The sequence below is a fragment of the Haloplanus sp. CK5-1 genome, from assembly GCF_037201915.1.
GTDB classification, from domain to species: Archaea; Halobacteriota; Halobacteria; order Halobacteriales; family Haloferacaceae; genus Haloplanus; species Haloplanus salilacus.
The window spans coordinates 1,795,672-1,822,474 of record NZ_CP147505.1 but is presented as its reverse complement, the minus strand read 5'-3'; the positions used below and the strand labels follow the sequence as shown (position 1 = coordinate 1,822,474).

The 26,803-nt window shown below is 54.5% G+C and carries 22 protein-coding genes and 6 pseudogenes; 12 read left to right on the top strand and 16 right to left on the bottom strand.

What is annotated here, in order from left to right; all coding sequences use genetic code 11:
* Positions 1-36 precede the first annotated feature (36 nt).
* Positions 37-1,425: an RNA-guided endonuclease TnpB family protein gene (locus tag NBT81_RS09625; protein WP_338737953.1), complete on the bottom strand. Its 1,389-nt coding sequence runs from the start codon at positions 1,423-1,425 to the stop codon at positions 37-39.
* Between the two features lie 124 nt (positions 1,426-1,549).
* Between NBT81_RS09625 and NBT81_RS09620 the strand changes: the two are divergent.
* A pseudogene (locus tag NBT81_RS09620) lies at positions 1,550-2,233 on the top strand (hypothetical protein); the annotation flags it as partial.
* 45 nt (positions 2,234-2,278) lie between these two features.
* Here NBT81_RS09620 and NBT81_RS09615 read toward each other — a convergent pair.
* The 3 genes and pseudogenes from NBT81_RS09615 to NBT81_RS09605 all read right to left on the bottom strand — a co-directional run bounded on the left by NBT81_RS09615 (position 2,279) and on the right by NBT81_RS09605 (position 4,079).
* Positions 2,279-2,569 carry a hypothetical protein gene (locus tag NBT81_RS09615; RefSeq protein ID WP_338737951.1) on the bottom strand — a complete coding sequence of 97 codons (291 nt, stop codon included), beginning with the start codon at positions 2,567-2,569 and terminating at the stop codon, positions 2,279-2,281.
* Between the two features lie 154 nt (positions 2,570-2,723).
* Positions 2,724-3,353 (bottom strand): annotated as a pseudogene (locus NBT81_RS09610) (IS6 family transposase); the annotation flags it as partial.
* A 333-nt stretch (positions 3,354-3,686) separates the two neighbouring features.
* On the bottom strand, positions 3,687-4,079 hold the full coding sequence (locus NBT81_RS09605) for a helix-turn-helix domain-containing protein (RefSeq protein ID WP_338737949.1): 393 nt from the start codon (positions 4,077-4,079) through the stop codon (positions 3,687-3,689).
* 112 nt (positions 4,080-4,191) lie between these two features.
* Between NBT81_RS09605 and NBT81_RS09600 the strand changes: the two genes are divergently transcribed.
* Together NBT81_RS09600 and NBT81_RS09595 are read left to right on the top strand one after the other, a co-directional pair.
* Positions 4,192-4,860 (top strand): DUF7509 family protein, encoded by a 669-nt coding sequence (locus NBT81_RS09600; protein WP_338737947.1) that lies wholly within the window; start codon positions 4,192-4,194, stop codon positions 4,858-4,860.
* A gap of 237 nt (positions 4,861-5,097) precedes the next feature.
* A complete protein-coding gene (locus NBT81_RS09595) occupies positions 5,098-6,327 on the top strand; it encodes a PQQ-binding-like beta-propeller repeat protein (protein WP_338737945.1) in 1,230 nt (409 codons plus the stop codon).
* 546 nt (positions 6,328-6,873) lie between these two features.
* Here NBT81_RS09595 and NBT81_RS09590 read toward each other — a convergent pair.
* The 3 genes and pseudogenes from NBT81_RS09590 to NBT81_RS09580 all read right to left on the bottom strand — a co-directional run.
* A complete protein-coding gene (locus NBT81_RS09590) occupies positions 6,874-8,064 on the bottom strand; it encodes an ISH3 family transposase (RefSeq protein ID WP_338737857.1) in 1,191 nt (396 codons plus the stop codon).
* Positions 8,065-8,404: 340 nt separating this feature from the next.
* Positions 8,405-8,584 (bottom strand): hypothetical protein, encoded by a 180-nt coding sequence (locus tag NBT81_RS09585; RefSeq protein ID WP_338737943.1) that lies wholly within the window; start codon positions 8,582-8,584, stop codon positions 8,405-8,407.
* 154 nt (positions 8,585-8,738) lie between these two features.
* Positions 8,739-8,870: pseudogene (locus tag NBT81_RS09580) on the bottom strand (RNA-guided endonuclease InsQ/TnpB family protein); the annotation flags it as partial.
* A gap of 688 nt (positions 8,871-9,558) precedes the next feature.
* Between NBT81_RS09580 and NBT81_RS09575 the strand changes: the two are divergent.
* From NBT81_RS09575 to NBT81_RS09565, 3 genes are all read left to right on the top strand, one after another.
* Entirely contained in the window at positions 9,559-10,701 is a 1,143-nt protein-coding gene (locus NBT81_RS09575) for a PQQ-binding-like beta-propeller repeat protein (protein WP_338737941.1), read from the top strand.
* A 562-nt stretch (positions 10,702-11,263) separates the two neighbouring features.
* The gene (locus tag NBT81_RS09570) at positions 11,264-12,364 is read left to right on the top strand and encodes a PQQ-binding-like beta-propeller repeat protein (RefSeq protein WP_338737939.1); all 1,101 of its coding nucleotides are present in this window, start codon (positions 11,264-11,266) and stop codon (positions 12,362-12,364) included.
* A gap of 154 nt (positions 12,365-12,518) precedes the next feature.
* Positions 12,519-12,809, top strand: coding sequence for a hypothetical protein (locus NBT81_RS09565; protein ID WP_338737937.1), 291 nt, complete (start codon positions 12,519-12,521; stop codon positions 12,807-12,809).
* 207 nt (positions 12,810-13,016) lie between these two features.
* Here NBT81_RS09565 and NBT81_RS09560 read toward each other — a convergent pair whose 3' ends face one another.
* The gene (locus NBT81_RS09560; RefSeq protein WP_338742538.1) at positions 13,017-13,175 is read right to left on the bottom strand and encodes a DUF6166 domain-containing protein; all 159 of its coding nucleotides are present in this window, start codon (positions 13,173-13,175) and stop codon (positions 13,017-13,019) included.
* Between the two features lie 624 nt (positions 13,176-13,799).
* Here NBT81_RS09560 and NBT81_RS09555 point away from each other — a divergent pair.
* A complete protein-coding gene (locus NBT81_RS09555) occupies positions 13,800-14,207 on the top strand; it encodes a hypothetical protein (protein ID WP_338737935.1) in 408 nt (135 codons plus the stop codon).
* A 150-nt stretch (positions 14,208-14,357) separates the two neighbouring features.
* Here the strand turns inward: NBT81_RS09555 and NBT81_RS09550 are convergent, their stop codons facing one another.
* A complete protein-coding gene (locus NBT81_RS09550) occupies positions 14,358-14,780 on the bottom strand; it encodes a hypothetical protein (RefSeq protein WP_338737933.1) in 423 nt (140 codons plus the stop codon).
* 628 nt (positions 14,781-15,408) lie between these two features.
* On the opposite strand from NBT81_RS09550, the pseudogene NBT81_RS09545 reads away from it, so the two are divergent.
* Together NBT81_RS09545 and serS are read left to right on the top strand one after the other, a co-directional pair.
* A pseudogene (locus NBT81_RS09545) lies at positions 15,409-15,957 on the top strand (IS6 family transposase); the annotation flags it as partial.
* 85 nt (positions 15,958-16,042) lie between these two features.
* A pseudogene (gene serS / locus NBT81_RS09540) lies at positions 16,043-17,402 on the top strand (serine--tRNA ligase).
* Between the two features lie 172 nt (positions 17,403-17,574).
* Here serS and NBT81_RS09535 read toward each other — a convergent pair.
* Positions 17,575-18,696 carry a pyridoxal phosphate-dependent aminotransferase gene (locus NBT81_RS09535; protein WP_338737932.1) on the bottom strand — a complete coding sequence of 374 codons (1,122 nt, stop codon included), beginning with the start codon at positions 18,694-18,696 and terminating at the stop codon, positions 17,575-17,577.
* A 736-nt stretch (positions 18,697-19,432) separates the two neighbouring features.
* On the opposite strand from NBT81_RS09535, the gene NBT81_RS09530 reads away from it, so the two are divergent.
* The gene (locus NBT81_RS09530) at positions 19,433-20,497 is read left to right on the top strand and encodes a M42 family metallopeptidase (RefSeq protein WP_338737930.1); all 1,065 of its coding nucleotides are present in this window, start codon (positions 19,433-19,435) and stop codon (positions 20,495-20,497) included.
* Between the two features lie 53 nt (positions 20,498-20,550).
* On the opposite strand, the gene NBT81_RS09525 is transcribed toward NBT81_RS09530, so the two are convergent.
* The 6 genes and pseudogenes from NBT81_RS09525 to NBT81_RS09500 form a co-directional block, all read right to left on the bottom strand.
* Complete coding sequence (locus NBT81_RS09525) at positions 20,551-21,288, bottom strand: SDR family NAD(P)-dependent oxidoreductase (protein ID WP_338737928.1); 738 nt, start codon at positions 21,286-21,288, stop codon at positions 20,551-20,553.
* A gap of 161 nt (positions 21,289-21,449) precedes the next feature.
* Positions 21,450-21,638: pseudogene (locus tag NBT81_RS17330) on the bottom strand (hypothetical protein); the annotation flags it as partial.
* A gap of 368 nt (positions 21,639-22,006) precedes the next feature.
* Positions 22,007-23,047: an NAD-dependent epimerase/dehydratase family protein gene (locus NBT81_RS09515; RefSeq protein ID WP_338737926.1), complete on the bottom strand. Its 1,041-nt coding sequence runs from the start codon at positions 23,045-23,047 to the stop codon at positions 22,007-22,009.
* Between the two features lie 446 nt (positions 23,048-23,493).
* The gene (locus NBT81_RS09510) at positions 23,494-23,982 is read right to left on the bottom strand and encodes a hypothetical protein (protein ID WP_338737924.1); all 489 of its coding nucleotides are present in this window, start codon (positions 23,980-23,982) and stop codon (positions 23,494-23,496) included.
* A 41-nt stretch (positions 23,983-24,023) separates the two neighbouring features.
* Entirely contained in the window at positions 24,024-24,242 is a 219-nt protein-coding gene (locus NBT81_RS09505) for a GNAT family N-acetyltransferase (protein ID WP_338737922.1), read from the bottom strand.
* Positions 24,243-24,330: 88 nt separating this feature from the next.
* Positions 24,331-25,578 (bottom strand): Nramp family divalent metal transporter, encoded by a 1,248-nt coding sequence (locus tag NBT81_RS09500; protein ID WP_338737919.1) that lies wholly within the window; start codon positions 25,576-25,578, stop codon positions 24,331-24,333.
* A gap of 262 nt (positions 25,579-25,840) precedes the next feature.
* On the opposite strand from NBT81_RS09500, the gene NBT81_RS09495 reads away from it, so the two are divergent.
* Positions 25,841-26,266 carry a hypothetical protein gene (locus tag NBT81_RS09495; protein ID WP_338737917.1) on the top strand — a complete coding sequence of 142 codons (426 nt, stop codon included), beginning with the start codon at positions 25,841-25,843 and terminating at the stop codon, positions 26,264-26,266.
* A 30-nt stretch (positions 26,267-26,296) separates the two neighbouring features.
* Complete coding sequence (locus tag NBT81_RS09490; RefSeq protein WP_338737916.1) at positions 26,297-26,572, top strand: hypothetical protein; 276 nt, start codon at positions 26,297-26,299, stop codon at positions 26,570-26,572.
* The last annotated feature ends 231 nt before the right edge of the window (positions 26,573-26,803 follow it).

Below are 26,803 nucleotides of genomic sequence, written 5' to 3'. Positions count from 1 at the left end.
TCCGTGGGTAATCCAACCAGTCGATTACCCCGGCTGTCAACTTGCGGGTTTGCTGAGGCTGGGTTGGTCAGGCGAACGCGACTGTTCCCCAAAATCGGCGGGTATCCAGTCGTGTTCGTTCCACTGCCAGTACGCCCCCTCTTGGGGTGCGTCCCTGCCGCGTTCAGCAGACAGGGCAGCAGGCCGGGCCATCGGCCCAACTGCAGACTGCAAGATGTTCCACGCTCCTGCCACGTCACTATGAGCATCCAATTCACAGTCGTGACAGCGGAACGAATCGCCATTGCGCGTCACGTCACTACTTGCACACTCGGGACACTCGCTACTCGAATCGGCTTCGCTTACTTCTGGAACTGCAATTCCAACATCACCGAGTGTCAGTTGTATCCGCTCCAGTAGCTGTCGGTGTGACCAGAAGGCGTGAGTCTTCTCGTTCACGTCAGTACTCCAATGAGTGTCCAGTACATCGGCCAAGTCACCAACATACACCGTGTCAACATTCCGCTCAAGCAGCCAATCAGTAACGTGTTTCACCGCCGCGTCACGGCTGTGATTGCGTTTTCGTGACCGCTCATCATACAGCCGCTTGATGCGATGGCTCGTATATTCTTCTTCTGGAAGTTCTGACTGGAGTGTAGCGATCCGCTCGGAATGGCTCTGGAACCGATTAAACTCTGGGCGAGCATGGTACACAGCGGTTTCACCGCCTTCGGTGACAACAGCCAACGTGTTGTTCGCACCGACGTCGATAGCAGCTGCCTGCGTCGTGTTCTCGGAGTCGAGTGTGTGAGTGAAAGCATCCTTCCGCTGTTGTTGCAGATTGTCTGGTCGAATGCGAACGGGATGCTGGACACGAAGCTGGGCAGCGTGTTCATCGTAGATGAGTTCCAAGCGGCTATCGTCACCGTTCCACTGCGGGTTGCCCCGAACTTCGAGCGTGACACGCTCGTTGTGCTCGAAATCGTAGCGGTCTTCGAGTACGTCACCGACGCCAAATTCGAGTGTACTCCGGTCTTCGTCCCAGTCGAACGTGTAGAGGTCATTGCGGACGAGGCCGTGCAACTCGTAACCCTCATCACGAGTGCCCCAGTACCCCGGTGGTGACGGTTTCTCGGTCACTGTCGGGCCGGAGTCGTCGTGGTACTTGTCAATCAACCGGAAGTGACTGCGCCACGCTTCACTGTTCTTGCGAGCGATCTGCTGGCACGTTGCTTTCCCAAGGATGGGGGCATACTCGTCGTACAGGTCGGTGTAGTCAGCGTCCCACACGTCGCCATCGTCACTGAAATAGGCTTGGCGGCGTCGGTAGGTGATCTGATTCCAGAGCGGGGCGTGGGCGGCCAGCCAGTCGAACAAACACTGCCGATACCTGTTGCTGGTTGCTTCAGCAGTGTAGGTATTCGTTCGCTGTGGCCGGTCGCTCACACAGTACATTATGTGATAGAATATCCTAAACGTTGGGATTACAACCTGCCTATGTCATGTGGTTTGTGGCATATCATGTCGGCTTCATCCCACGGCTAAAGCCGTGGGCTTTCGCCTCGCTACCGATGTAACCGACGGCGAGTGCCAGTCCTGTGGGATGTCAGTCCCGGACGGCCAGACGAAATGCCGGTTCTGCCTCACCAACCATCTCGGAAGTGACGCCACTAGCACGAACGAGTCAGCGTCGACGACGTTCCTCGGCATCACCTACCTGGTCGTCGAGTCGACCACGTTCTACGGCGCCGTGGCGAAGGGCGGTGCCGCGGCGAACCTCCTTTCCGCTAGCGAGGCGGAGCCGGCCGTCGACGACAATACGCTCATCTACGATCTCGACGAGGCGCCGGAGCGCCAGCTGGCCGAACAATGGCCCTCACTCCCCGACGCGGTACAGGTGTCGTCAGAGGAGGGAGAGCGGCTTCTCAGTTCCTCCCGTGACCGGACTGGGTGGCACGGGCAGGGAGACACGGCGCACCAGCAGCAGCCCCCGATGCGCCTCTATGACCATCGAGGGAACGGCATCCGCAACGCGTCACGGCCCACTGAGGTCCTCGACGACGCCGACGACGCGGTGTGGCTGGTTCCAGCGATGGTGCTGACCGAATCTACTGGCGAGGCCGCGGCTGATCGCCAGGTGTCGTCGGTACCGACGACACAGGAACTCGACTGTCAGAACTGTGGGCGGGCGACCGGCCACCGGTTCAAACCAGGTAGCGAGGCGGATTCCCCGCCCCACCGTGGGCGGGGTTGAAACAGGGCTACCGGATGCATCGTGTACTCAGTGATCAGCTCTCACTCATCTCGTTCGGAGCCCCATCCAATTTTTTTTTTGGAATTCGATCAATTCAACGAGATTTTTGCCCGTTCCAGTAAGCGTGATCAGAACGTCTTCTTCCTGTTCTTGTATGCTCTGAATCCACCCGTCGATCTCCATATTTTTCATATTGCGGAGAACAGTCGGTCGCGGGTATTCGCTCTGTTCAACTATAGTAGACACACGCTCAGTTGATTCAGCAGCATCTACAGCCATCAGAATACCGACCTTCACTGCGGTCAGTTTACGAATCTCGGATAGCAATATGTCCACCTCACTGGTTCTCCTATTCAATTACCTGCCACTCTTACCATGGCCGGCCATGAGACATTTGATCTCTTGAGCCCCTAAACCTGACGGGAACGCTATTTATAGAAATTCGAGGAGAATACTCGCGCCTAAAGGCACGGGTATTCTCCTTGCTCTTTATAAGCTGGTTCCATGCGAAGGCAAACGCTTGTAACCAATTTTCAGCGGTACTCGGTTCGACGTGGCTAAACGTATTTGAAAACTGGTTAGTTCGTCGTTTTACTTCACGGAAGACACGTTCGACGTTCCGATTCCCATATGTAACATGCTGGAATCGGAGCCCGTGACGGTGGCAAGCCGCCTGCAGCCACAGTGCACCGTCGACGAGAAAGACTGCGTCGCCAACTTGATGTTTCTCACGTAATTCCGAGAGAAACATCGAGGTGATTGCGGTGTTTCTCGTCGGATAGAGCCGAACATGGAGCAGGCGGTTGGTATCGGGATCGACAGCAGCGTACAGCCAATATCGTTCATCATTCAGTTGAATCACCGTTTCATCGATCGCAACGTGATTCGGATCAGCACCGTCTGTCGGCTGTAAATCGGCCTTTTGAACCCATCGATGCACGGTGCTTCGATGGCGATTGACACCCAACATTTCAAGAATTGAGACGGTATCCGAAAGTGATAGTCCAGCCAAATGGAGTCGGATACCGAGCTTCATCGCTGGCTCGGGTGTCGCCTCTCGCTCCAGAAATTCTAACTCGATACAACCGCTATCGTCGGTGAGGCGATCGAAACTGAGCATAGACCACTCGATCTTTTGACCGCCTCGTTCCTTATCGCAACGCTACCCGCTACCGTTGGCACAGCCCGGAGTCTACCTTCATGACTTGTCCAGCGGATTCCAACCGCAGGAACAAGTGGTAGACTGCAAACCGTAATATCCCAATCCAGCGGCGCGGTGCCGTGGGATTCCCCCGCCTTCAGGTGGAGGAGGATGTCAACACGTCGAAAGATTTCAGCCAATATTTCGACTCATCAGACAGTCTGTTGGTTAACGTCGTGAAATACTGTGGTATCAAAAAGAATTCGAGAAGATAACTAGATCACCGAGAGGGACAGAGAACCCTACGACAGCTTACGAATAGGCGTCGTTGAACTCTCGTTCACGGCGCATCAGCTCCTCGACACCGTGATCAAGGATGCCGCGACCCATCGCAGTCGGCCGATAGTACGTGTAAAAACCCTGGCTGTCGGCGGTTCGTCGCTGGCGCTTGTCAACAAGCCCGACATCGACCAGTTCGTCGAGATGGTAGTGAAAATTGTGGGATTCGACATCGACCGCGGCCTTGAGATCGGCAGCACTCAGTTCGTCGTTGGCGACGAGCGTGCGTAGGATCCGGAACCGCGTCGGGTGGCCGATCGCCTGTTGCATAGCAAGATACTCTTCGAGCGTCAGCCCGCTATCCTCGGGAAGCGGCGGTTCCGGCTGGCGAACTTCCTCTGTTGGATGGCGATCGGTTTCGGACATTTGGGAATTCCTCAGGTCGTAAGTTTGGACGCCACGTACTTAGTTATTCTCGACTAGAATATTCCTGAGAACACCGATATTTATATACTTCCGCTATGACTTGATGAGTCGCATGCGGCAACGGATTATCGACAATCTCCCCCGTGCCGCCGGTGATTCAGAGGCGCTCGCCCCAGTCCGTCGGGAACAGTTTCTCGTCTATCTGATGGGCCCATACCGGACGTTCGACATCGACACGCTGCTGCCGGCGGACGCCGATGTCGAAACCGATGCCCCGTCGTTTGCGATGTGGGACGAGACCAGCGGCGAGTACGCCGAAGACGAGGTCTTGCGGCTCCTTCAGGAGACGCGGGACTGCCTCCGCGACCGCGAGTTTAATGCTTTCCTCGCGATCGACGTCGGGATCCCGCTCGGCGAGATGGATGCCGCCACACAGAGTATCGCCTTTGCGCAGGCGAGTAATGCAACGATTTTCATCGCTCCACAGGTCGGCGATAACCTCGGTGTCGGAATCGAAATAGGGAGCGTCCTCGAGGACCTTCTGTCAACAGCTGGAATACAGGGGCCGGCGATCGACGTGACTCCACCGGTGAGTACGCAACGGGTCATGGTCGCGACCGAACCATCGGTTCGTAGTGCGATGCTTGGAGCAGTCCACGCACGCTGGGACGCCAGTGTCCGCACGTTCACCGATGCCGCGGACTGCTGCCGGCTCTGCGCACAGTTCTGTACCCACATTCAGAACGAGGAACTCTATGGCTCGCTTGATCGTTTGGACTGAGAGATGTCCGTGGCCAGCCCCAAGAAGACCTCGCCGCCGAATCTGCTGCGAGAGTCACGATACTAAGTTACAGTAGTGCAAGGCGGAAGCCACGGCTTTAGTGTGCTAAGAGATCAAGCGCAGCGCTGATTTTATTTTTGTGTTGCCTATTCTCTTGGTATGCGCAATATTCGTATGTGTAACCCGACACACAGGTTTGAGACGAGCTACCTATCTCCTGTGGTACAAAATCCACGTGTGGCATGGAACTATTCATTTCAAGAAGGGGAGGTGGGCCATGTCAGTGTCTGGGATGAAACCGTCTACTGCACGGTTGATGAAGGACGTGTTATCATCGCATTAGGTGAGGACGGTTCCCCACAGTGGCGTCACGAAATGCATGATCCTGTTGGACACACTGATGATACGTATTGGGGGTCTCCAGCGGTTACTAATGATACGCTCTATATATCAAGCAAAGGTGGTGACTTGTATGCATTGGATACTAATAGTGGGAATGTACGTTGGTGCTCGGAAACAATTGGCCAAATTCCACAAGATTCACCTGCAGTAGTAGATGGAACTGTTTACTTGGGAGGGCATTCTGGTGGTGTATTTGCAGCCAACGCAAGCAATGGAGATCAGCGCTGGCGCTGGGAAAGCGAACGGGTTGGTGCAACGACACCAGCTGTGACAGACGGAGTGGTTTATTTTGCCCACAGCAAGGCTGGTATCGTGTATGCGTTGGATGCTGATAGTGGACAGCAACAGTGGTGTACCAAAACAAACGTGGAGAGACCTTCGGCACCCACGGTAGTAGCCGGTACTGTCTATATCACGGGAGACGACGGCACTCTGTGTGCGTTGGATGCTAGCAGTGGGAGCCAACGTTGGTATTCTGAATTGAATGGAAAGTCACCGTCTACACCAGCAGTAGTAGAGGGAACTGTCTATGTAGGAAGTGGAGACCTACACGCGGTGGATGCGAATAGTGGAGATCAATATTGGCACTTCGAATCGGATGGACATGGTAACTTCGGTCCTCCGACAGTAGTCAATAGGACTGTCTATGCCGCTGGCGGTATGGGAGATATATACGCAGTAGATGCTGAGAGTGGGAATCAATACTGGTGTTTCGAGACGGACAATAATGCAGGGCCAGTAGTAGCAGCTGGCAATGATACCGTCTATTTCGGGGATGGGATCACCGTGTACGCGTTGAAAGAAGAGAATACGAAGGCGAGTGATGAAATCTCTAAGCAGAACGTGGAGACGGAGTGTTCTACCTGTGGGGCTGACTTATCAGAGTGTCCTGATGTGGATTTTTGTCCAGAGTGTGGAGCTGAGAGAACCCCAGAATCAACTTGTTCCAGTTGCGGGACTGATCTAACCCAATACGGAAATGTAGATCTGAATTTCTGCCCGAAATGCGGGGTCGAGGCGAGTTCTGGCGGAGATTCAGGGAATAGAAAAGCGTACGATGAGTGACTGTGATCGGTTGGTTCCCGGCTGATCAGCCTCGCTTGCGCTCGGGTTCGGGACACCAAATCTGCCCCATCTCGTCGACGAGATCTCCCTGATTAACGCGCGGGCCTGACCCGATCGGTATCCTGTGAATTCAGTTGTGAGACACACACTTTTATCGAATCCACAATCGGAGATAAGGATATGAACTCCACGGTACTAATGCTCCTCTCCATCTTGGTGGCACTCTTTCTCGGATTCCCCGTTTCGTTTGTCATTAGTCCCGACCCAACAGGTGTCTTCCCCGTTATCGTGGGAATTGTTCTAACTGGTATACTGAGTCTCCTCTTCTACTTTCGCTAGTTGTCCACTCTATCGATAGCGCCGGTGGCAAGAGTCCGGTTTAACACGATAAGAAGGCCGAAACGAGACGAATTCCACTCCTGACGCTGCACCGAGTTAGAAAAATATCAAATACTTGGCTGTTGTCCGCTGTGGCAGTTATTTCGACGACCGTCAAAAGATAGCTGTCGCTGTTCGCCAGCCTCGCTTCAGCCGAAGCGAGGCGGCTCAGCCGAGTCCGTGCTCGTATCCTGGTGGTAACCCTTCACTGTTTGTCCGATGCTTTTGCTTCCAGCCGAGCTCATCGTCTAACACCTGCTCGATCCCGTGGAGAAACCCATCACTGAACGTGAAATCTGTCGGGAGTGCTCGCCCGCCACGCCGTGGCCGGGCGAGCACTGCCCATTGCAACACGAGCCACAACTGCTCCAACAGGAACCCGACACCCACGTAGAAGAGCCGAATTATCGTCGATGGCGTCGTTGTCAAAGCACGCGCTTCGCGGAACTTCTCATAGCTCTTCTCGATCCGTGACCGATGGTTGTAGACCTGCGCCACTTGCTGCGGCGTGCGGTCTTCCAGACCGTACGCCGCGTAGCCCGTTTGTTTGAGCCCTGATTTTCCACGATCACCGTTCTGGTAGGTGACGTTCACTGCCAGCGGATACGTCTGTTCGTACTCTTTGTCTTCACAGACCGTCTCTTCTGTCATATGCGAAGCAGTGACAGCAAGTTTCTCCCGGAGCGAGTCTTTCCGGGTTATGACCGGAAAGACTGGCGGTGCTGTCTCCCGAAGAACACCGATTAACTCCCCGACGAAGGCGTCTCTGTCCATGAGGATCTGGTCGGTCTCGAATGGATATGTCTCGACGCGGGCGAGCACGCGCTCGACCGCGTCGGCCTTGCTGTCCTCGCCATCAACTGGTTCAACTGCCAGTGTTAGTGGCTTTCCCTGCGCGATGACGAACGCAGTACAGTACCGGTGACACTTCGTGGTTCCGTCCCGTGCTTCCATTCTCCTGAACTCGTCCTCGTCGTCTGGATGACCGTGGAACGGATTGTCCATGAAGTCCAGACAGATGGTTCTCGACCCGCCGCGGTCGAGAACCGTCATTGCCACCAGTGCGAGGATATCGTTGACAGCATCGAGCATCGGCTCTTTCTCCAGGGTGTGCAACCAGTCCATCACTGGCTCGCGGTTTGGCGTGTCCTCAGTATTCGTTGTGACGCCGTTGACTGAGGTTGTGTCAACAGCAGCTCGTAAGACGACTTCCATGATCTCCTCGGAATCGAGGCCAGAGCCCTCGATTCCTTCCATCGGTATCAGCTCAAGCAACTCCATGCTAAGAGACTTCAACTGGCTGTTCGAAATGTACTCGTCCGGATCTGTGAGGATGCGTTTGAGTTTTGGTAGCCTCATCACGCATCCATCCGGACGGCGGCTGAATCAGGCGACTGATTCAGTCGCGTCATTCTGATCACTACGTGTCAGCAACTGGTCTCTTGAGCCAGAGTGGACAACTAGCGACTTTGGAATCCAGCGGATACTCGCTCCAAACAAGAGTTCGGCGTGAACGACGCATCCTCTATATTCAGCACGCCGTTACTGACAGAGACCGAGTAGTTGGCGAAGACGCTACTGCATACAAGGCGCATATCTTGTACGAGGTCCTGGTGTGTTCATAGTCGGTCGATACGGCTAGAAAATGATGGATATATTTATCACAAATTGTATTAATATAGTGGTGAGATAGCGGGATTCATGAGTCAGAATACTCGTCCAACCGTCGGATCGTTTCGTCAATCAGCACCCAGAGTAGGATAAAACCGCTAACGAAAACCAGCGGGAAGAGTGCCGGAATCAGTACAGCGAACAGCGAGAGTTGGATACCGAAGCCGAGTAACAGGACGTCTTTCTGTCGTTCTTCGGTGGAGGGCATTACGCTCTTTTTGCTGGGTATGGTATATACTGGTGCCGATGCTCGGCAACTCGAACGACCATGACACAGAGCTAGTAAACTACCCCACCCTACTCCCTCGGCGCATACGCGCCTCGGTCCTTGAGGGAGGTGCTTTGGTGTGGACTCCCAGCGATCAACTCTCGGTGGTTGACCGATAGCCGTCGCCGTTCAACGTCCTACCATGTATACGCACGTCTACTGGTGCGTCTGCGCCCCCCGACGTGGGCGAGGAACGCAGTCTGTGTTGTCGCTTCCGCATGTACCGCTACCGTCTCGTTGTTTGCGTCACTTTGTGTCGGCTTCCTCCCCGGCCTACTCGCGTCGTGCTTCGGACCAGTCGGAAGCCCTCGCTTCTTGAGGTCGGGGCTTCGCCTCGGAATTGCTGAACGACGGACTCCCGAACGAGCAACAAGAAACGATCCGCCACCAATCGGAGACCACGCTGCCGGACCTGACCGGTGATCCGCCGGCGTTCGAGATGGTCTGGGAATAAATGGACACAGCGATCTCCCGACAGGAATCGTTGTAGGAAACGGCCGACATCGGTGTCGACAGCCGATAGGTTCCACATCCGGGGCTCTGGCGATTAACCAACAGTTCGGGATCTCTGGCTGGAGCGTTGGTTAAGTTTTGAGCGCCTGCCGAGGGGCGGAGGCGCATTCCAGCCTTCACCGAATCATGACACGTAGCGAACGGAATCTCGCCCACTCACGGTTGGGTGTAGGCAACAGCATGGCCCGGCAGTCGACGCGCTACAGCTCGTCTAGATATTCTACCGCTTCCAATCCCGCCTCGATAATCTCCCAATATTCACCAAATTGGGAGACTACAAAGTGATTTTAACACAGCCACAATACTATACATTCGTTAGTCTACGGTCAGATGTGAATCGAAGGAGGTTCTTGGCGACAGCGAGTGTCGCCGCGAGTGGACTTCTCTCGGGATGTCTGTCGATGCTCCCGTCGTTGGACTCGGACACACCCTTGCCGGACGATCCGACAGGCACCTGGACACAGTACGGAGCCAACGGGGCGAATACGTTCGCAGCGAACGTCTCCGCTCCGCCACAGGGAAACCTGGCATGGACATCGGAAGCCTTCACGCGGTGGCGGCCTGCAGTTTCCGATGGGACGGTATACACGACGAACTTCGACCCCAGTAACGACGGAAGTGCGATCGCCCTCGATGCACAGGATGGCACTGAACAATGGCGGACTACCCTCGACGCCAGCGGAGACAACGTCATTGTCGTTGTCGACAATCGTTGCCTCGTGGCGTACGGCGAGGAACTCGTTGCGCTTGATTCCCAAACCGGCGAGCAGATCTGGACGGAATCGATAAACGAGGTTGAACAGCTCGTCGCGGACGAGGCCACCGGGACGGTGCTAGTTGCTTCCGACAGGGGTATTGAGGCGTTCCGGGCAGCGGACGGGGAGAGGCGCTGGGAAACTAACACGGTACGTCAACTCGTCCATGCACCTGCAGTATACGACGGACGCGTATTCGCTGTCGGGGACGTGGATGGATCGCCGTCACTCGCTGCCTTCTCGGTAGAGGATGGCTCGGATCTCTGGCAGAGCGAGCTCACGGCCACGCCCGAATCTGCCGCGCCCGTTGCGACTCAGGATGGAGTGTTCGTTGCCGACGACCGAACGCTCGCCGTCCACGACAGAGAAACCGGTGACCAGCGCCGTGAACTCGGCTCGTTCGGTGAGGACGACGCTGTCGTTCCTCACACGGTCGCCGTTGACGACGGGATTGTATTCGTTACCAGCTCGTACGGCGCTGTCGCAGTCGACAGCGAAACCGGAACGGTACGATGGCACCGCGACACTCCAGTATACAAATCGGGGATTTGCCTCGGAACTGATACGATCATCTTCCCAGTCAGTACCCCCGAATTTGCCCCCGAGAAGAAGACTATTAGTGCGTTCGATCGCGGATCAGGAGAGATGCGGTGGTACTACGGGTTCGATCCGGGGTTCCACCATGAGGTGACTTCACCGCCGGTATTGGTCGATGGAGCTGTATTCTTCACAGCCACCGACATCGACGGTCTCGGAACCTTAGGCGACGTTCCCAAACCGGATAGCTAGTCTTAGCGTTATCTTCTCTTTCTGATCAAGTCGTTGTCTTTGGCGTCTAAACAAGCCATAGAAGGTCGATATCGAGATTTGAACAGACACATCCCCTGGAAATATAATTGACTCTGTTGGGCCCCTCGAAACATCCTCTCGTCCAAAACAGCTGATCGCTGAAGGCTGCGCATCGGTCACGCGGTCCCGCCCACAGAGAAAGGGACTAACGCCTCAAATTATTCGTAGTGACTTACAGCCACCCTCGGGTGAACGCTGCTGCCAGTCGAGACGTTCCGTCGCAGTGGAGATTTCGGTAGTGTCGGTACGCGTCGACAGTGGCTGTCGCGATACAGTCATCGAGAGCGGAGCCCTCAAGTTCACGCTCCGCGTCGTTGAGCACCGTCTCGTGCATCTCGCGGACCTCACTTTTGGAGTGCAGTTCGTCGAGTTCAACTCACCCGAGATCCAGCATACACCAGTGTCTCGCGCCGAATCAGTTAGTAGTGGCGTCGGTCAGGAGCCGTCGGTGACTACTTTACGACCGGGCAACACTCATGCTGATTCAGTGTGTCGTTTGTGTGTGGCCCAGTTCCGGATGCACAACCCGACGCATCGGTTCGATGTCGAGTGCGACATGACTGATCACGATGCCGCTACGCTCACCACCCAGCGCGAGTTCTCTGATACTGTACGTGGAATTGCCGTTCGCGATGGAACGATGTACTGTGCGACCGGTGGGTGGACCGATGGCGGCCACCTCTACGCGCTCGACAGGGACGGTACTCTCCGATGGCGTTTCGACAGTGTAGCTGGCCTTGCTCACGAGAACGGGGGCTGGATCGACTCGTCACCAGCGGTGTCGGATGAGACGGTCTACGTGGCAAGCAAAGACACCCACGTCTACGCACTAGAGCGGGAGACATGCGCAAAACGCTGGCAGTATCAGACGCGGGGACGTATCGCGTCGTCACCCGCTGTGGCCGATGGCACCGTCTACGTCGGGAGTGATGATGCTCACGTATATGCGCTGGACGCGACAGACGGCACACAGCAGTGGTCGGTCAGAACTGGGAATATGGTGAAGTCGTCTCCAGCGATCGTCGATAATACCGTGTACGTCGTCAGCGACGACGATATGCTCTACGCTCTTGATTCTGAAACTGGTAGCGAACGCTGGTCGTTGGCAGTCGGGGGTGGTCAGTCGTCCCCGACTGTCGTCGACGGCACTGTCTACGTCTGCGGGTATGATCCAGATGACGCGAGAAGCCTCGAATCGATGTCTGGTGCGCTCTACGCGGTAGATGCCGTGTGTGGCGATCTTCAGTGGAAATTCCAGGCTGCGGATATCATCGTTACATCCCCGTCGGTCGTTGGGGATACCGTCTTCGTCTCGGACTTGAGTGGGTTCGTGTACGCAGTGTCAGCGAAAACCGGGACACAGCAATGGCGGCTCTCGACTGGAGACACGATTGTCGCGCCTCCGCTCGTCCGAAGCGGGACCGTCTACATCGGGAGCAAGGGCCACGGAGTGTATGCAGTGTCAGCGGATGATGGCGGTTTATTGTGGCGTCTCGAGACTGATGACGCGGTGGCCACCGTTGCGCCGGGTGAGGGGAGGCTATACGTTGGCAGCTACGGTTGCCGTCTTTCGGCGATTATGGCGACGCCGAGCGACGAGTGAATACTGGGATCGGCACGGTCGCGCGAAGTATCTTAGGCAACACACGATAGAAGGGTGGAATGCGTGATATCAAGAGGTATGCGCATTTTATTGAATTTATCGGTGAAGAGATCGCGACAAAACAATTTTGCTGATTCCACTTGTTTATGAAACTATGACGACGGATCTAACGTTCAATTCCATCGTAAGTCATGTGCGGAAAAAGACGGACGACACATCTACGATCATCGGTTTTCAAGCACTGTGCTCGTCTTGCGGCAAATACAATGAAGTGAAAAGAGATGAATTTGGAAACCCAGATATCCCATATGAAACCCATCTCAAGTACGTTGCAAAGATGAGGGCATGGAACTGCTGCCACTCAGACGAAGATCCGTATGATGGATACCCAACAAAGCCAGAATTCTACGGAGCGACACAAATTGGCTCCATTGAATCGCCATAGGATGTTGGAATCAGTGGGCACGTATTGTTTCATTTCTAGATGAGATGCATCATGAGACTTCTCGGAACACACGTGTACCATTCGCGCACTCTCGTCAGCTCCAATAGGGCCTTGAACCGCTCCGTTTCGACCCACTCGTCGGAGTAGGGATACTCGTGGGAGTAGGGATTCCGGTATGCGACTGTCGTCTCGAGGACCTGCAGGAGGTCACGGATCGTCTCGGCGAAGGACTTCGGTTTTGAACTCTTGGTAGTGGTTGAGGGCGAACGCCTCGTCTCCCGTGTAGTCGAGGAGGAGTGCGAGCGCGAGTTGCGCCCTCCACGATAGCCTGCCTGCTCTGCCGATACCCGGCGTAGGCGATGTCACAGTCGCTCGCTGGATGTGTCTGTTCAACCGAGTGTGTGTGGCTAGGTTTACTCATTGGTCTGTTTGGGAGCTACTCGTTCGACCACCCCCGCATCCCTCAGTGGATGAAAAACAGCCACAGGAACTGCTTTCCCCTACGCGAGATGGATGGATGGAAAACGAACACTGACGGGTCACAGTAGGAGTAGCGACTTACACCGCCGTCATCGGGGCCTTGAGCCGAATCCTGATCTTGGAATCCGAGTTGTGCTCGAGAACCTTGTCAGCGCAGGCCTTCGCTTCCGACGAGCTACAGCCACTTAGCAAAGGGGTAGTGGACCGACATACAGAGTCTCTATCCCGGGGTAACTCGCTCTCAGATGAATGTTCGTTCATAGCGCTTTCGGCGAGCGAGTAGAACCTGAGTGGTTGACTGTCCACACTACGCGCACATTCGACTACCGGGAACACGTCGAACGGCTTGCAACGATTACCGAGATCGGTGGCTATCCGCTCGCAATCGAGAACACGCCCGGCAGATCCTGCTACCACCCACCCGGGGATATCGCGGCGCTGGCTTTTCTTACCGAACAGATCCTTTGACTTGATGACGTGTCGATACTAATTGATACTGCACACGTCGCGATGAAACGACCTGCGCTCACGGTTGACGACAGAGCGTTTCAGTCCGTGCTGGAGCGTGCCGATAAACAGCTCCGTGACCAGCTATCGGAGGCCTTCCAGCATTTCCTGCAGGATAATTTGAAACACAGAAAGAATGATCTCGATCTTGATGCGGTGCCCCCTACAGAGGAGAGTCCGTGGCGTCCCGTATTTGTCACGCTCGCGATCATCGGTGGATCGCAGATCCAAGCAGTCCATCTCAATGACCCGACTTCAGATGGGCTTCCCGAAACGCAGCGCCCAGCAGACGGGCTTCGGTGGGTGTTATCATACTGCAATAAACACGATATTCCGGTCGTGCTCGAACCAGGTGACCCAGACCGTGAGTCGATTGCGGATACAATCTCGGAGCTACCTATCGTTGGCTAATCTTTGTAATTAGTCAAGCCTGAACCTGAGTAGATGAACCGATAGGGTCGTCTGGTTCAACGCCAAAGTCGACGCCTGACGGAGTACTCCAACTCAAATTTCCACAGATCCTCCACAGCCAGCCCCTTTCAGAATGGTTGTGTATGAATCTCAACGGCTTCGACGATCGTTTTTAGAATCATTGCGCCTTATGTCGCGGCGATCATTTTTGAATTGATCCCGATAGTCCGATTTGAATGTATCTTCCGCAGTAGTGTCGCTCTTAGCGAGAGACGAATCTATTTCTGGATATGAGGGAGGGTCTGGATTAGATGGTTGAGGTTCCTCATGACGAGCCAACATCTCCGAGATGACCATCTTGTTTGTCTGGTGCCCCAAGTCCAAATCATCAAGCTGCATTAACTCTGTGTAGGACATAGAAGAAAGGCGGCGAGTGCCTGAAGCCACCTCTGCTGCGAGTTCTAGTTCTTGGGGTTCAGCCATCGGGTTTTGATTCCCGACGATATTTGCAGTGGTTCTATCTACAACCGGATTTTGGGGAACGTACTCCTGCAGTTCTGGATCAAACCGCATACATTAGCTGGTACGCGCCCCAAATCTTTTACTACATTCACCACATCCACCAGTTATATTCCCGTTTTTGTGGTTCGTGAAAAAGTCATCAAGGGTTTCGTCCTCCGGGATAGTTAATCTCGTTTCAGAACCACAGTACGGACAAGCAACGTTTGTTGTCGCCATATCTCGATGTCAAGTAGCACTTTGTATAAAATTATTTCCTCATATGGCTAACATTTATATCCCGCCTTAGACACTATGATAGACTGACCGGCGAGGACTGTGTCTTCAAAAAAGCCCCCTAGGTCACTGCCATGCGACATCGACTTGCTTCGCCCGGAGAGCCCCATCCCGGTTTATAGAAACACTTGAGACCTCCGCGTCGCCGGGGTTGTGTACGTACGAATGCCCGCTGGTAGTCGGGACCGCTGTCAGCCCCCGTTCATGAGTGTGTCCAGAGAGACAGGCGCCCAAACCAGTCGCCACCAGTGCGACCCGAAGCGCCACGGGGCCGAAACGGTCGTCCCCGTCGTGCGAGTGCTGTCCGTGGATGTTGAACGGGGGGATATGGCTTGCGACGACGGTCGGCTTGCTGGCTCAATCTACCAATTCGATGAGCGTCTTGAAGCGGGCATCGAGTCGGACGATGAAGCTCGGTATTCAACTGCAGTTGGCGGGGCTGTCGTTATAAAATACCGTCTCGATTCTCGAAGAGTTGAGTGTCGAGCAATCTCGGAAGTAATCCACGATTGGGTTCAAAAGCCAATCTACAGCCTACGGATGGTCGAAGTCCGAATCACGTCCTTGTTGAGGATACTGTGATTCGAATTAACGATCAGCATTTCTGGCTGTATGCACAGCTGATCTCGACACAAACAAGCTGCTTCATCTGCGGCTGTTTACGACTACAACGACAGTATTGACCGAAGTCTTGCTCCGAGAAATTCGCCAGAAACACAATAACGAATCCGCTGTATTTCTGGTTAATGGCGCTCAACAGCTCCAAACTGCGATGGTCAGAACACCACTCCGTATTCCATCTAAACGAAATGGAACTCGGAATGCCATCGAAGGAATTTTTCGAGAACTCAATCGCCGAACTTCGTCGCTCTCAAACTGTCTGAGCCACGTACAGCCTGAAATTGCTGAAAAATGGCTCCAAACGTTTGCTGCCTGGCTCAATGCTCCAAACTAAACACTACCCTCTTTGGTGTGATAACTGTTCTATGACATCGCTAATTCGTTCGAAGACTTTTTTCCATTTTCTTGTTACTTCGTCCGTGCTCAGTAGACAGTTCATTCGCGAGAACCCCGATGAAGTCCGACGTGCGCTTGATGCGAAAGGTGTCGACAACGTTGATCTTGAGCAACTTCTTGAATTGGATGAAGAGTGGCGGAAGCTGAAACGAAAAGGAGATAAGCTCCGCCACGAGCGTAACGAGATCAGCGATCGTGTCGGAGATCTGATACAGGAAGGTAATGAAGGGGCCGCCGTGGAGGCGATTGAACAGTCGCAAGAACTGAAAGAGAAGCTCGCCAAGGTGGAATCAGAAGCCGTGGAAGTGGAGGAGGAACTTGAGAGAGAGTTACTGAAGGTACCGAACGTCCCTGACGAAGAAGCGACCGTCGGTGAGGATGAGACCGACAACCCGGAGATACGTCGCTGGGGGTTCGACGACCTGCACGACCTGCCCGACGACGTCGTACCGCACTACGACCTCGCGGAGGATCTGGACATCATTGACTTCCAGCGTGGTGCCAAGGTTGCCGGTGGCGGTTTCCAGTTTCTGAAGGGCGACGGCGCCCGTCTTGAGTATGCGTTAATCAACTTTATGACAGACCTCCACCGTGAGGAACATGGATACGTTGACGTCTTTCCTCCGATACAGGTCGATTCCGAATCGATGGTTGGGACGGGTCAGTTTCCGAAGTTCGTCGACGATGTCTACCGGGTCGGTGGTAGCAACGACGAGCAGTACGAGGACGATGACCACTGGCTACTGCCGACAGCGGAGGTCCCTGTGACGAACATGTACCGTGGTGAGATAATGCTGGACAAGGACCTCCCGATCAAACATGTCGCATACTCTCCGAATTTCCGCCGTGAAGCGGGGGAACACGGGACGGAAACCCGTGGGTACGTACGTATCCACCAGTTCAACAAGGTCGAACTCGTCAACTTTGTCCGCCCGGAAAACTCGGAGAAGCGTCACCAGGAACTAATTGACGAGGCCAGCGAGGTGTGTGATCGAAATCTGTACCGGCGATATGGGTTTCCCTCACTACCGCCAGTACGATCTGGAGGTGTGGGCACCAGCCGACGATATGAACGACGGTCCGGACCGTGGCGGCCGCTGGCTGGAGGTTTCGTCGGCTTCGAATTTCACCGACTTCCAGGCGCGGCGGGCGGGGCTCCAGTACAGACCTGAGCAGCACGAGAAGGCGGAGTACCTCCACACACTGAACGCCTCGGGCCTGGCGCTGCCTCGCATTGTCGTGGGTATTATGGAGTACTACCAGAACGCTGATGGGACCATTACGATTCCGGAAGCGCTACGCCCATACATGGGTGGTCAAGAGCTCATTGAGGGTCACCCCAGGGTGGGAGAGTCCGCGGTGGGTGACGGGGGAAGCAATTGATCCATTCGACTGTGTTCGCTGTATAGTGCCAAGTTACGTGAGAAGCTTCTATAGATAAGAAAGAATCGGCGGTGTCCCAAGCACCATCACGCTGAAGATTGTAGCTGTGTTCGGTCCCGGCTATTGCTTCTGACAGGGCTTGCTCCACGCTCGTGGGAATCGATCCGTGGAACTACCGGACTGCCCGCGTTGCCTCCGCCATTATATCGAGTCCAGCCTCAATGGTATCTGTGTCAGTGGCGTAGGAGATGCGGGCGTACCCCTCTCCGCCGTTGCCGAAGGCCTCTCCGGGGACGACCACGACGCCGCGGTCGAGTACCTCCTCAACCCAACCTTCAGGGACATCCACCATTGCATAGAACGCCCCCTTCGGCGTCGGGACCTCAAGCCCCATGTCCGCTAGCCCATCAAGGAGGACGTTCCGCCGACGCTCGAACGTCGCTACCATATTGTCAACCCAGTCTTGAGGGGCTTCGAGGGCAGCCCTTGCGGCGTACTGCGCTGGGGCGCTGGCACACACCTGAGAATACTGGTGAACGCGAAACATCCGTTTTGTCCGTCGCTCGCTCGCGATGGTCCAGCCCAACCGCCACCCTGTCATCGAGTAGGTCTTCGACGCCCCATTTACGACGACAACGCTGTCGGTCTCCGCGAACTCCATTGGTGAGCGATGCTCGCCATCGAACACGAATCGCTCATACACTTCGTCGGAGATGAGTACGATGTCGTGTTCGTCTGCTATCCGGGCAAGTTCTCGCATGTCCTCTGGAGGGTAGACTGCACCTGTTGGGTTCGCGGGGCTGTTGACAACGACTGCAGCAGTATCATCGGTGATGGAGTCGGCAACTGTTGCTGGGTCGAGTGTCAGGTCATCTCGAAGCGGCAACGGGACAGGGGTCCCGCCTGCGACCCGTGTTAGCGCGTCATATGAGACGAACCCGGGTGCGGGGTGGAGAACCTTGTCGCCCGGGTCCACGTGAGCCTCAAGGGCAATGTGCAGCGCCTCGGCGGCGCCGGCTGTACAGATGACACCGTCCAGTGAGGGTCGGAACCCGTTGTCCCTCTCATGCTTGTCACGGATGGCCTCCCGGAGCGGACGGATGCCCGGACTGTCAGTATAGTTGTGAGCCTCCCCCGACTTGATCGCCTCGATTGCTGCTTCAGTCGCCTCGGGCATGGTCGGAAAATCCGGCTGCCCAGGGCCTAGATTGATAGCATCTTCACCGGCCCTCTCCACGGCTTCTCCGATACCGCTCTCGGACATCGACTCTACTCGGGATGAGAATTCACCCATAGAATAAAGTCTAATAATCTAAATAAAAAACTTCCCGTAATCGACGGCGCCGTTAACTTCGCGAAAGGAGTGGGAAGATTCGGCTCCTATTGGAGCTGATGAAACTGGATCTTTCCGAATTAGCAGAGGTAATACAGGAGAAAATGTACCCTGGCTGGATGCCAAATGCATCATTATCAATAGCCTTCGCGACAGTCTGACTTCTCTCGCGACAGAAAGGGTCGATCATGGCTCGATCAACGAGTGAGACGCCGAATTTCCACAGGAGAGGCGGCTAATCGGTTGTCCGTGCCCACTTGCTCTGCGTCTCAAAAAGGCGACGCCAGCAGTCGAAGACGAAGTCTCTCTCCATACCCTCCGCGAGCTGACAGGCCCGTTGACGACCTCTAAAATAATGCGATTCTCCACCTAGAGCGAGCGTGATGCGTCTTTCCTCAACCACCGGGGTGGGAAACGATCGGCAGCACGGCCCCGCGCTGTCTCATCTATATCTAACTCGACCGTGACGAAGCAGTCCGATACCTTGGTCATCGTGGCGATGCCGAACTCAAAGGGAAGCCGAGTTCTGAAGTTCAGTAACCGGATCTCGGTACTGGCGACTCTGAGGGTCTCTGATACAGTCCGCCACAATGTCAGAAGAATGGTTAAATCGGTCGAGTTAACTCTCGGTTGAAGACGGCTTGACAAAGCCGGGCATAGAAACACCTATACTTCTCTCTTTGTCTTTGATATCTGTATGTCCCTCAGAGACGAACTGGAGGCGTTTGTCGCGGCACGTGGACCAGCAGGTGACGAAGGGGCAGTTGCCGAAGTCTTTGAGGACCGCATCGCGCCTCACGTAGATAATATTGAATGGGATGCGATGGGTAACGTCGTGGCGACGGACGAAGGGCCGTCAGACCACGAAATATTAATTACGGGCCACACCGACGAGTTGACGCTGTTGGTGGACGGCGTCACCGACGACGGCTTCGTCAGCTACTCCAAGGTTGGAGGGCACTATAAAGGGAACTTCATCGGCCAGGAGGTCGTCATTGGTCCGGATGAGGTTCCAGGTGTCATTGGTACTAAGTGCCGTCACCACACGACGCCCGACGAACGCGAGCGACTCCTGGCTGACGACCTCTACATCGATGTCGGTGCCGAATCTCCGAAGGAGGTGCAGGCGCTCAATATTGAACCGGGTGACCACGCCACTTGGAATCAGACGGTGACAGAACTGGGCTATGAGCGGGTAGCCGGGCGAGCAATCGATGACCGGATCGCGCTCGCGATACTGGTTAAACTCGCACAGCAGATGGAGACGGACTCAACGGTTCATTACGTTGCGACCGTTCAAGAGGAAATCGGACTGCGGGGAGCACGCGCGATCGGCTACAGTGTTGATCCCGACGTCGGCATCGCCGTCGAGATATTCCCCTCCGACGATTATCCGGCAGCCGACGGCGGGGGACAAGACATCAATTTAGGCGACGGCCCTGTCATCGAACTGGCCGACGGTAATGAGTACCTCTTCGACGGGATACTGGTCGACCGCCAGACGCTCTCGTGGCTCCGGCAAGCCGCCGAACGAACCGGTGTTGACTCCCAGTTCGGGGTCATGATAAATGGGACTACCGACGCCTCGGAGTTGCAGCGGGTGCGCGGTGGTCGGCACGCCGGGGCGATCGGCGTTCCTTGTCGGTACACCCACTCGCCGGTCGAAACTATCTCGCTTGCCGACGCGAAGGAGACCGTCGCAGTACTCGCCGAGGCCTGTGAGTCGGAGTTCCCGGCCCGTAGCTCGGTGAGATCGGGATAGTCACTCGCAAATCTATACGATGGCAGTCGGGTTGAGGTTGATCCTCACGGTGTCTAGTACATCAGTTCGCCACCGTTGACGTGGACTGTTTCGCCTGTTACAAACGCCGCCTCTCGGAGGAATGCCGCCGTCTCTGCGATGTCTCCGGGTTGTCCAAACCGATTAAGTGGGATACGCTCAAGTTGTGCCTGACGGTGTTCCTCTGATCGGCCTGCGAGCATTTCTGTCTCGATGTCGCCAGGCGCGATAGCATTGACACGAACCTTAGGGGCGAAGTCTTGTGCGTGGCTCTTCGTGAGTCCCACGAGGCCAGACTTCGAGGCAGAGTAGTGGCATTCGATGCTTGCCCCTGTGTAAGCGGCGATAGACGACATATTGCAGATGGATGGCCCCTCGGGAACTGTGGACTCGTACAGGTGCTCAAGAGCGGCTTTTGATACGTGGAACGCGCCGTTCAGGTTCACCTTCATGACGTGTTCGAAGTCCTCTGGAGATAGGTCTGCAGTGTGGAGGTGCTGGTCAATGCCGGCGTTGTTGACGACGTGATCAACTCCACCGAACTCCGACACAGTAATCTCAACGAGTCGTTCGGCAGCGTCATATTCGCTGACATCGGCCTGCACGGCAATCGAGTCCCTGTCCGTTCGCTCCTCTATCTCCTCAACGACTTCCGCGGCAGCGTCCCCGTTGCTGACGTAGTTGACGACGACGTCGTACCCGTCTTCGGCAGATCGTAGCGCCGTCGCGCGACCGATTCCCCGTGATGACCCGGTAACTATGACAGTTGCCATCAACAACACGGCACTCTGATCGGCAATATATCTCTCGCTCTACGGAGCCCCAAAGTGGTGAACTCCTTCATTGCTCATACGGATGAGTCGTAACTTAGGATTGCGTTGAGCCGATCTCTCGTTTCATTTTGCAGAAGGTTGAGGAAGTCGATGTAGCCCTAGAGATAGTGCTTGCAGACACCTCTGAACTTCGCCAGCCACTGGCGAATGAAGCTGTGGCGGTTCTCGTACATGTTGACGTAAGCATCGTTGATGACGTACGCGTCATCGTACTTATAAGCGAGATGAGCGTCAATTCAATCGTACTCGTTGATGTCATCATAGATTGAGTACTCGTCCGTACACAAAATCACCCTTTCTCACCCCCTCACGTAGATCTCGTCGACCTCACACACCTCGCTCAGCGTGATCTCTCCAATATCGCCACACACCTCCTGAACGGCGTGTCTGAAATCCCGAATTTACTAATATGCTATTTGTTGCATCCTATTCGTAATTAAGACTTGAGTCCCATTTTGCGTATCTCTATCTTAGGTGCTAGAACACTAACTTAGATAGGACACGCCGACGGTACTGATTATAATTATCATCGAACCCAATATGATATTCAAATAGGCTTTACTGCGGGTCGATAGAACTGCTTGTCGTCGTCGCCGACCACGATCAGCCAAAAAAGAAAATTAGGTGTCCTGCGACGCCAACTGCACTCTCCGTACCGCTAGAACTCCCCACTTCGAACGTGGAACTTGGTCGGTTTATCCATCATCGGATTATCCGCTTCCATCCAGGCCGCGACGAGGTCGATTATATCATCGACGGGAACCCTGGGCTTCTCAAAGTGGTTGTGACACCGACTAGCATCGTTGAGGAGTGCTGTGTCCTGTTCCTCTCCTTCGAAAACGACATCTGTTCCAAACCGATCGGCGAACTTCTCTGCAAGTGACCGGACTGATAGCGTCTCAGGACCGGTAACGTTGAGCACTTCGGCCGGTGAATCAGTCAGTCCTAAGGAGCGGAAGCAAATCGAGTTCGCGTCACCCTGCCAAATAACGTTTACGTATCCCATGTTCAAGGGCACTGGATCACCGTGGTAAACCCATTTTGCAATATCCGCTAGCACGCCGTATCGCGCCTCAACAGCATAATTCAATCGGAAGAGAAGAGTCGGAGTGTCATTCCGCTCGCTAAAGTATTGGAAGACACGTTCCCTGCCCAGACACGATTGGCCGTATTCTCCAACTGGCCCAGCATCGTCAGACTCAGTACACCCTCCTGAATCGACCGAAACTGGGGGGTACACGTTTCCGGTAGAAAAAGCTACTATCTGCGAATCCGAAAATCGTCGGGCGACCTCTCCCGGAAGGTAAGAATTGATAGCCCACGTTTGGGGCTCTCGCCCGGATGCTCCGAACTTCATACCGACCATATAAATTACGTTCTCACAGTCTGGTAGCGAATCCAGTGCCCCCTCTTCTAGAAGGTCCATCTTGACCGTCTCGGCGCCTAGCGACTCAAGCTTCGACTTGTCATCCGGATTAGAGTATCGGGAGACAGCGTATACCCTCCGGTCGACCCCAGCTCGGTCGCTCGCACGCATAATCCGTTTAATCAGCGTCGGTCCCATCTTCCCTGCTGCTCCGAGGACCATCACGTCTCCGTCAAGCTCTCCAGCAAACTCGATATCTTCGGGGTAAGGCTCCGAGAGGCTGTCGGACAATTCTGCTTCCGTGCTGATTGATTGTAGGGGTTTTTCGGTCATATTATGTTTGGAGCCGGGATTTGTTGGGTCATCGACCGTTTTACCCGGTATTACATCCGCAACAGGAACTATAGAAACGGGGCCTGTAATTAGGTTTTTTCCCGATTGAGTCGTGCTGTATCAGTCACTATGAGACTATGACTGTTGAGATCGGCGTCAGGTGGTTGTCACCGATTCACCGCTCCAAACTGAATACGAACTAGCAACCGCTGGGAATGCCTTCTCCTTTGGTGGACGAACACTGTATAACCTCTCCCGTCTTCAAATAGATGTTGCGTTGTTTTCAATAATTTTGACAATTTTCGTGATCACATCCGGAAGCTCATTATAAAACCGGCTCTCGCCCATCCAGCTCGTCGGACCAATGATGCTGATTGCGCCAGAAATATTTAAGTTTAGATCAGTTATTGGTCCCCGACGCCAACGAGCCCCGGAATCGTCTCTTCCTATATCATCCTGTGCAGGGGTCGGCTGACCGACAGCCACGCCCGTTCGAGAAGCCCACCGAACTGGTCACGGTCAAGCGCATCGACAACAACCTCGCTGTCGACGTGAGCTCCGACAGCGGCGAGCAAGTCTTCAAATGCGTTCCCATCACTCACGACGATTGGACCCACTTTTGGGCAGGTTCGACCCGGCCGCACGGCGGCGAAGCCGCGTAGTTCCCCATCGGCGGGTACACGTAGACAAGGCACTATCTTGGCATCGTACAAACGTTCGAACAGCCGCTCTCTGATTGTTCCCGATCGGCCGATATCGAACTCGACGACGGCGTCAACATTCGAAACCGATCCAGCCGATATATCGAAATCTGACGCCGAGGGCGTACCTCGAAGGCGGTCTATTCCCTCGATACGTTCGAACCCGTACGCCTCGTAGACATTTCGGCCGGCATCAGTAGCATCGATACCGATGATATCAAGATCAGCCTCCAAGCCTATGTTTAATGTTTTTAAAACATCATACTCCCATAGCCTTATCTGCGATGATCCGGGGCGACGAGGACCATCCCGACATAGGCCAGTCGGTTCTCATAAGTTGCAAGCGTACTCGTTGCAACGAGTTCCCCGTCGACGTATCCGCCAAAGCAGTTCTCGGGGTACAGGTCAAATAATCGCTGCCAATCCTCCTTGGTCTGATTCCAGACGACGGCCGGCGCGAGCTTGTAAGCCTCCAAGTGGTCCTCTGGCGTCAAACAGGCTGTTCGAAGCCACATAGATGCATAACTGCGTACAGGGTGGTGAAACAACTCGAAGATTGGACTGAATCGAACGATACCCGTACTATCCCAGAAGGTTGATGCCAAACTCGGCAAGCACCGTCTGGAGGTAGTTGACGATGATACCAATAATAACGAGGTATCCGAGCCCCCCCAAGACGTTAACGTACCAAGGGTTCGTATACTCTCCCATCATTGATCTGTCACGAGCAATAGTGAGGATCAGGAAACCGAGAAGCGGGAACGCCACGACGGCGAGTGCTTGTGCAGCACGGAGCAGTTCGGTCGGCGACCCGGCTCCCTGGGAGAGCAGAATGGCGACAGTACCAATGATCATCGCGCCCGTCGCGGTGAGTTTGACTGGACGGGAGTCCATCGAGGGATCTTTGTCGAAACCGTCAGTTAGCAGTGCTCCACCGATAAGAGCGTTGACGACGAGCGACGACAGCGACGCGAAGAAAAACCCGATTGTGAAGAGATAGAATGCTGCTGGACCGGCGAATGGACGGAGTTGTACTGCCATCTCTTGTGCAGAGAACGCCTGTGCGTCAGTACCAAAAATGGCCGCAGCGCTAGTCAGAAGGATCGTCATCACAATAATCCCGAGAATAGCGATACCAAGGAGTGAATCAAGACCTTCGTCGGCTAGTTTCTCGGGGCCCCAGTCATTTTCTTTCATAAGATTCGTCTGATAGACAACGGCAACAATTGAGAAATTCGTCGCTGCAAGTCCTAACGACAGGAGTACTGACGCTTGGTCGGGGAACGACGGAACAAGACCCCGCGCGGCCGCGGAGAAGTCAACACCGACGATCAACAGCGTTGCGACGAACGACACGAGCATAATACCGACTACCACACGAACCAAAGTTTCCACTTTGTCGTACAGTGAGGGGAGCCAAAGGAACGCCGCCGCTAAGACCGTGAACACGATAGCCCACAGTACGGGGTCACCAACGCCGAAGAGCGCAGCTGACGCAAAGCCAATACCCGCGTTGTTCCCGGCCTGAAAGGCAAGGATAGTGAGAAATCCGAAAACACCGCCGACTTTAGCGACTGTGTCACCATATCTCTCGCGTGTCGCCCCGAAGAAGGTCTTTCCCGTGACGAGGCCGATGCGAGCGGCCATCCACGTGTACGTGATCATAAACAGAGTGGCAGCGACTGGAACCCAGAGTAGTGTGTACCCGTATGTCCCACCAGTGATGGTTGATAACGCAATACTTCCGGGCCCTACAACGACCGCCGCGAGAAGGAGTGCCGGTCCTACAGCTTCTAATCGATCTCTTAACGACTTAGTATCGCGTCCCATATGCCACCCCACAAAATATCTACATATAAATATTGTGTGAGTAGTCGGATTTCATCTGTTGTCGGTATTCGCATTGGGTCTGTCAGCAACTCTTGAGTGGTAAAATCATAGTCCAATCTTGCACAAAACAACTCCGACTATGCAGACAGAAGTCACCCTTAGCCCACGATATGATTCGAGAGACCGGAGTAGAACGTTGAAATGGTTATTCTGCAACACCCAGCACCTACCTCTATTTCACTATTTGCGGGTAATTCATATTATGGAGGTCGAAATCACGCAAATCAATCGGCATATACGAAACTACGACGGGCGAATGTCATTTCATTTTGGTAACATGATAGCTGGTAAGCTCCCGTTCTTAGACCGTGATGTCCCCACAATAATCGATAAACCAATTGCAGGTAACCTCAAAGACATCCAGGCTATCGAAGACGCCGCGAGTGGAACGCCGTTCTTCGGTGGATCAGCGGTGCCGACCGACTCGGCCGTCCAGTCGATGCACTCCAGCCGCGGAGATCGGTCGCTCCACTGTGTTGGCTACGACGATCCGTTCTATTGTGCCGGCCACCTCGTTGATACCGTATGCAATATCGTCGACAAGGAATGGGTGACAGTCTCGCCGTCAAACAACCCCTGGCATACCGTTGATATTGTTTTCGAGGAGGGGACGTACGCGAATCTTTGACTCGATGGTCCGGACGTTGCACAGCAATTCGTGTTCCTGAACGTCTGCGAACGGTCGATGGTGATCGAGATCGGAAACGATCCAGCCGAAATGGACGATATGTATCGTACTTACATCGACACGTTCCTCGACATTGCCACTGAGGGACGGGGATCTGATACTCGACCGCTAAACCTTGCCAAACTCCTCGTTGGTGTTCACGCAGCATCGAATAACGACCGCCCGATTACTCCCGACAGCCGGCTGCTCTCTGAGTGGGTCATCGAGGGAAAGCCGTTCGTCGATGAGTACGAACCCTACTACTGACACTGTCGATCATTGACATATGGCTCTATTCGGTACTCGAGGTCCAGCTCTCAGCCACCTCATAGAATTATTACTCATCAGAACCTCCTTAAGCGTGAATGCCCAGTAATAATGCCTCTTGGTCAAAGAAACCGATGTCCACTCTAGGTATTCTTACCCAACCTGTGACAGGCAGGAATGTCGAACAAAAATCCGGAGTATGGGAGTCATAAATATGATTTTCAGTTCATT

What these genes read in the sequence shown, in the direction of transcription:
- NBT81_RS09550 (WP_338737933.1), bottom strand. Translation starts at nt 14,780, where the DNA reads ATGCGGTTTGATCCAGAACTGCAGGAGTACGTTCCCCAAAATCCGGTT.
- NBT81_RS09605 (WP_338737949.1), bottom strand. Translation starts at nt 4,079, where the DNA reads ATGTCCGAAACCGATCGCCATCCAACAGAGGAAGTTCGCCAGCCGGAA.
- NBT81_RS09600 (WP_338737947.1), top strand. Translation starts at nt 4,192, where the DNA reads ATGCGGCAACGGATTATCGACAATCTCCCCCGTGCCGCCGGTGATTCA.
- NBT81_RS09530 (WP_338737930.1), top strand. Translation starts at nt 19,433, where the DNA reads ATGTCCCTCAGAGACGAACTGGAGGCGTTTGTCGCGGCACGTGGACCA.
- NBT81_RS09585 (WP_338737943.1), bottom strand. Translation starts at nt 8,584, where the DNA reads ATGCCCTCCACCGAAGAACGACAGAAAGACGTCCTGTTACTCGGCTTC.
- NBT81_RS09535 (WP_338737932.1), bottom strand. Translation starts at nt 18,696, where the DNA reads ATGGGTGAATTCTCATCCCGAGTAGAGTCGATGTCCGAGAGCGGTATC.
- NBT81_RS09495 (WP_338737917.1), top strand. Translation starts at nt 25,841, where the DNA reads ATGGAGGTCGAAATCACGCAAATCAATCGGCATATACGAAACTACGAC.
- NBT81_RS09575 (WP_338737941.1), top strand. Translation starts at nt 9,559, where the DNA reads ATGCTCCCGTCGTTGGACTCGGACACACCCTTGCCGGACGATCCGACA.
- NBT81_RS09525 (WP_338737928.1), bottom strand. Translation starts at nt 21,288, where the DNA reads ATGGCAACTGTCATAGTTACCGGGTCATCACGGGGAATCGGTCGCGCG.
- NBT81_RS09555 (WP_338737935.1), top strand. Translation starts at nt 13,800, where the DNA reads ATGAAACGACCTGCGCTCACGGTTGACGACAGAGCGTTTCAGTCCGTG.
- NBT81_RS09515 (WP_338737926.1), bottom strand. Translation starts at nt 23,047, where the DNA reads ATGACCGAAAAACCCCTACAATCAATCAGCACGGAAGCAGAATTGTCC.
- NBT81_RS09500 (WP_338737919.1), bottom strand. Translation starts at nt 25,578, where the DNA reads ATGGGACGCGATACTAAGTCGTTAAGAGATCGATTAGAAGCTGTAGGA.
- NBT81_RS09590 (WP_338737857.1), bottom strand. Translation starts at nt 8,064, where the DNA reads ATGAGGCTACCAAAACTCAAACGCATCCTCACAGATCCGGACGAGTAC.
- NBT81_RS09565 (WP_338737937.1), top strand. Translation starts at nt 12,519, where the DNA reads ATGACGACGGATCTAACGTTCAATTCCATCGTAAGTCATGTGCGGAAA.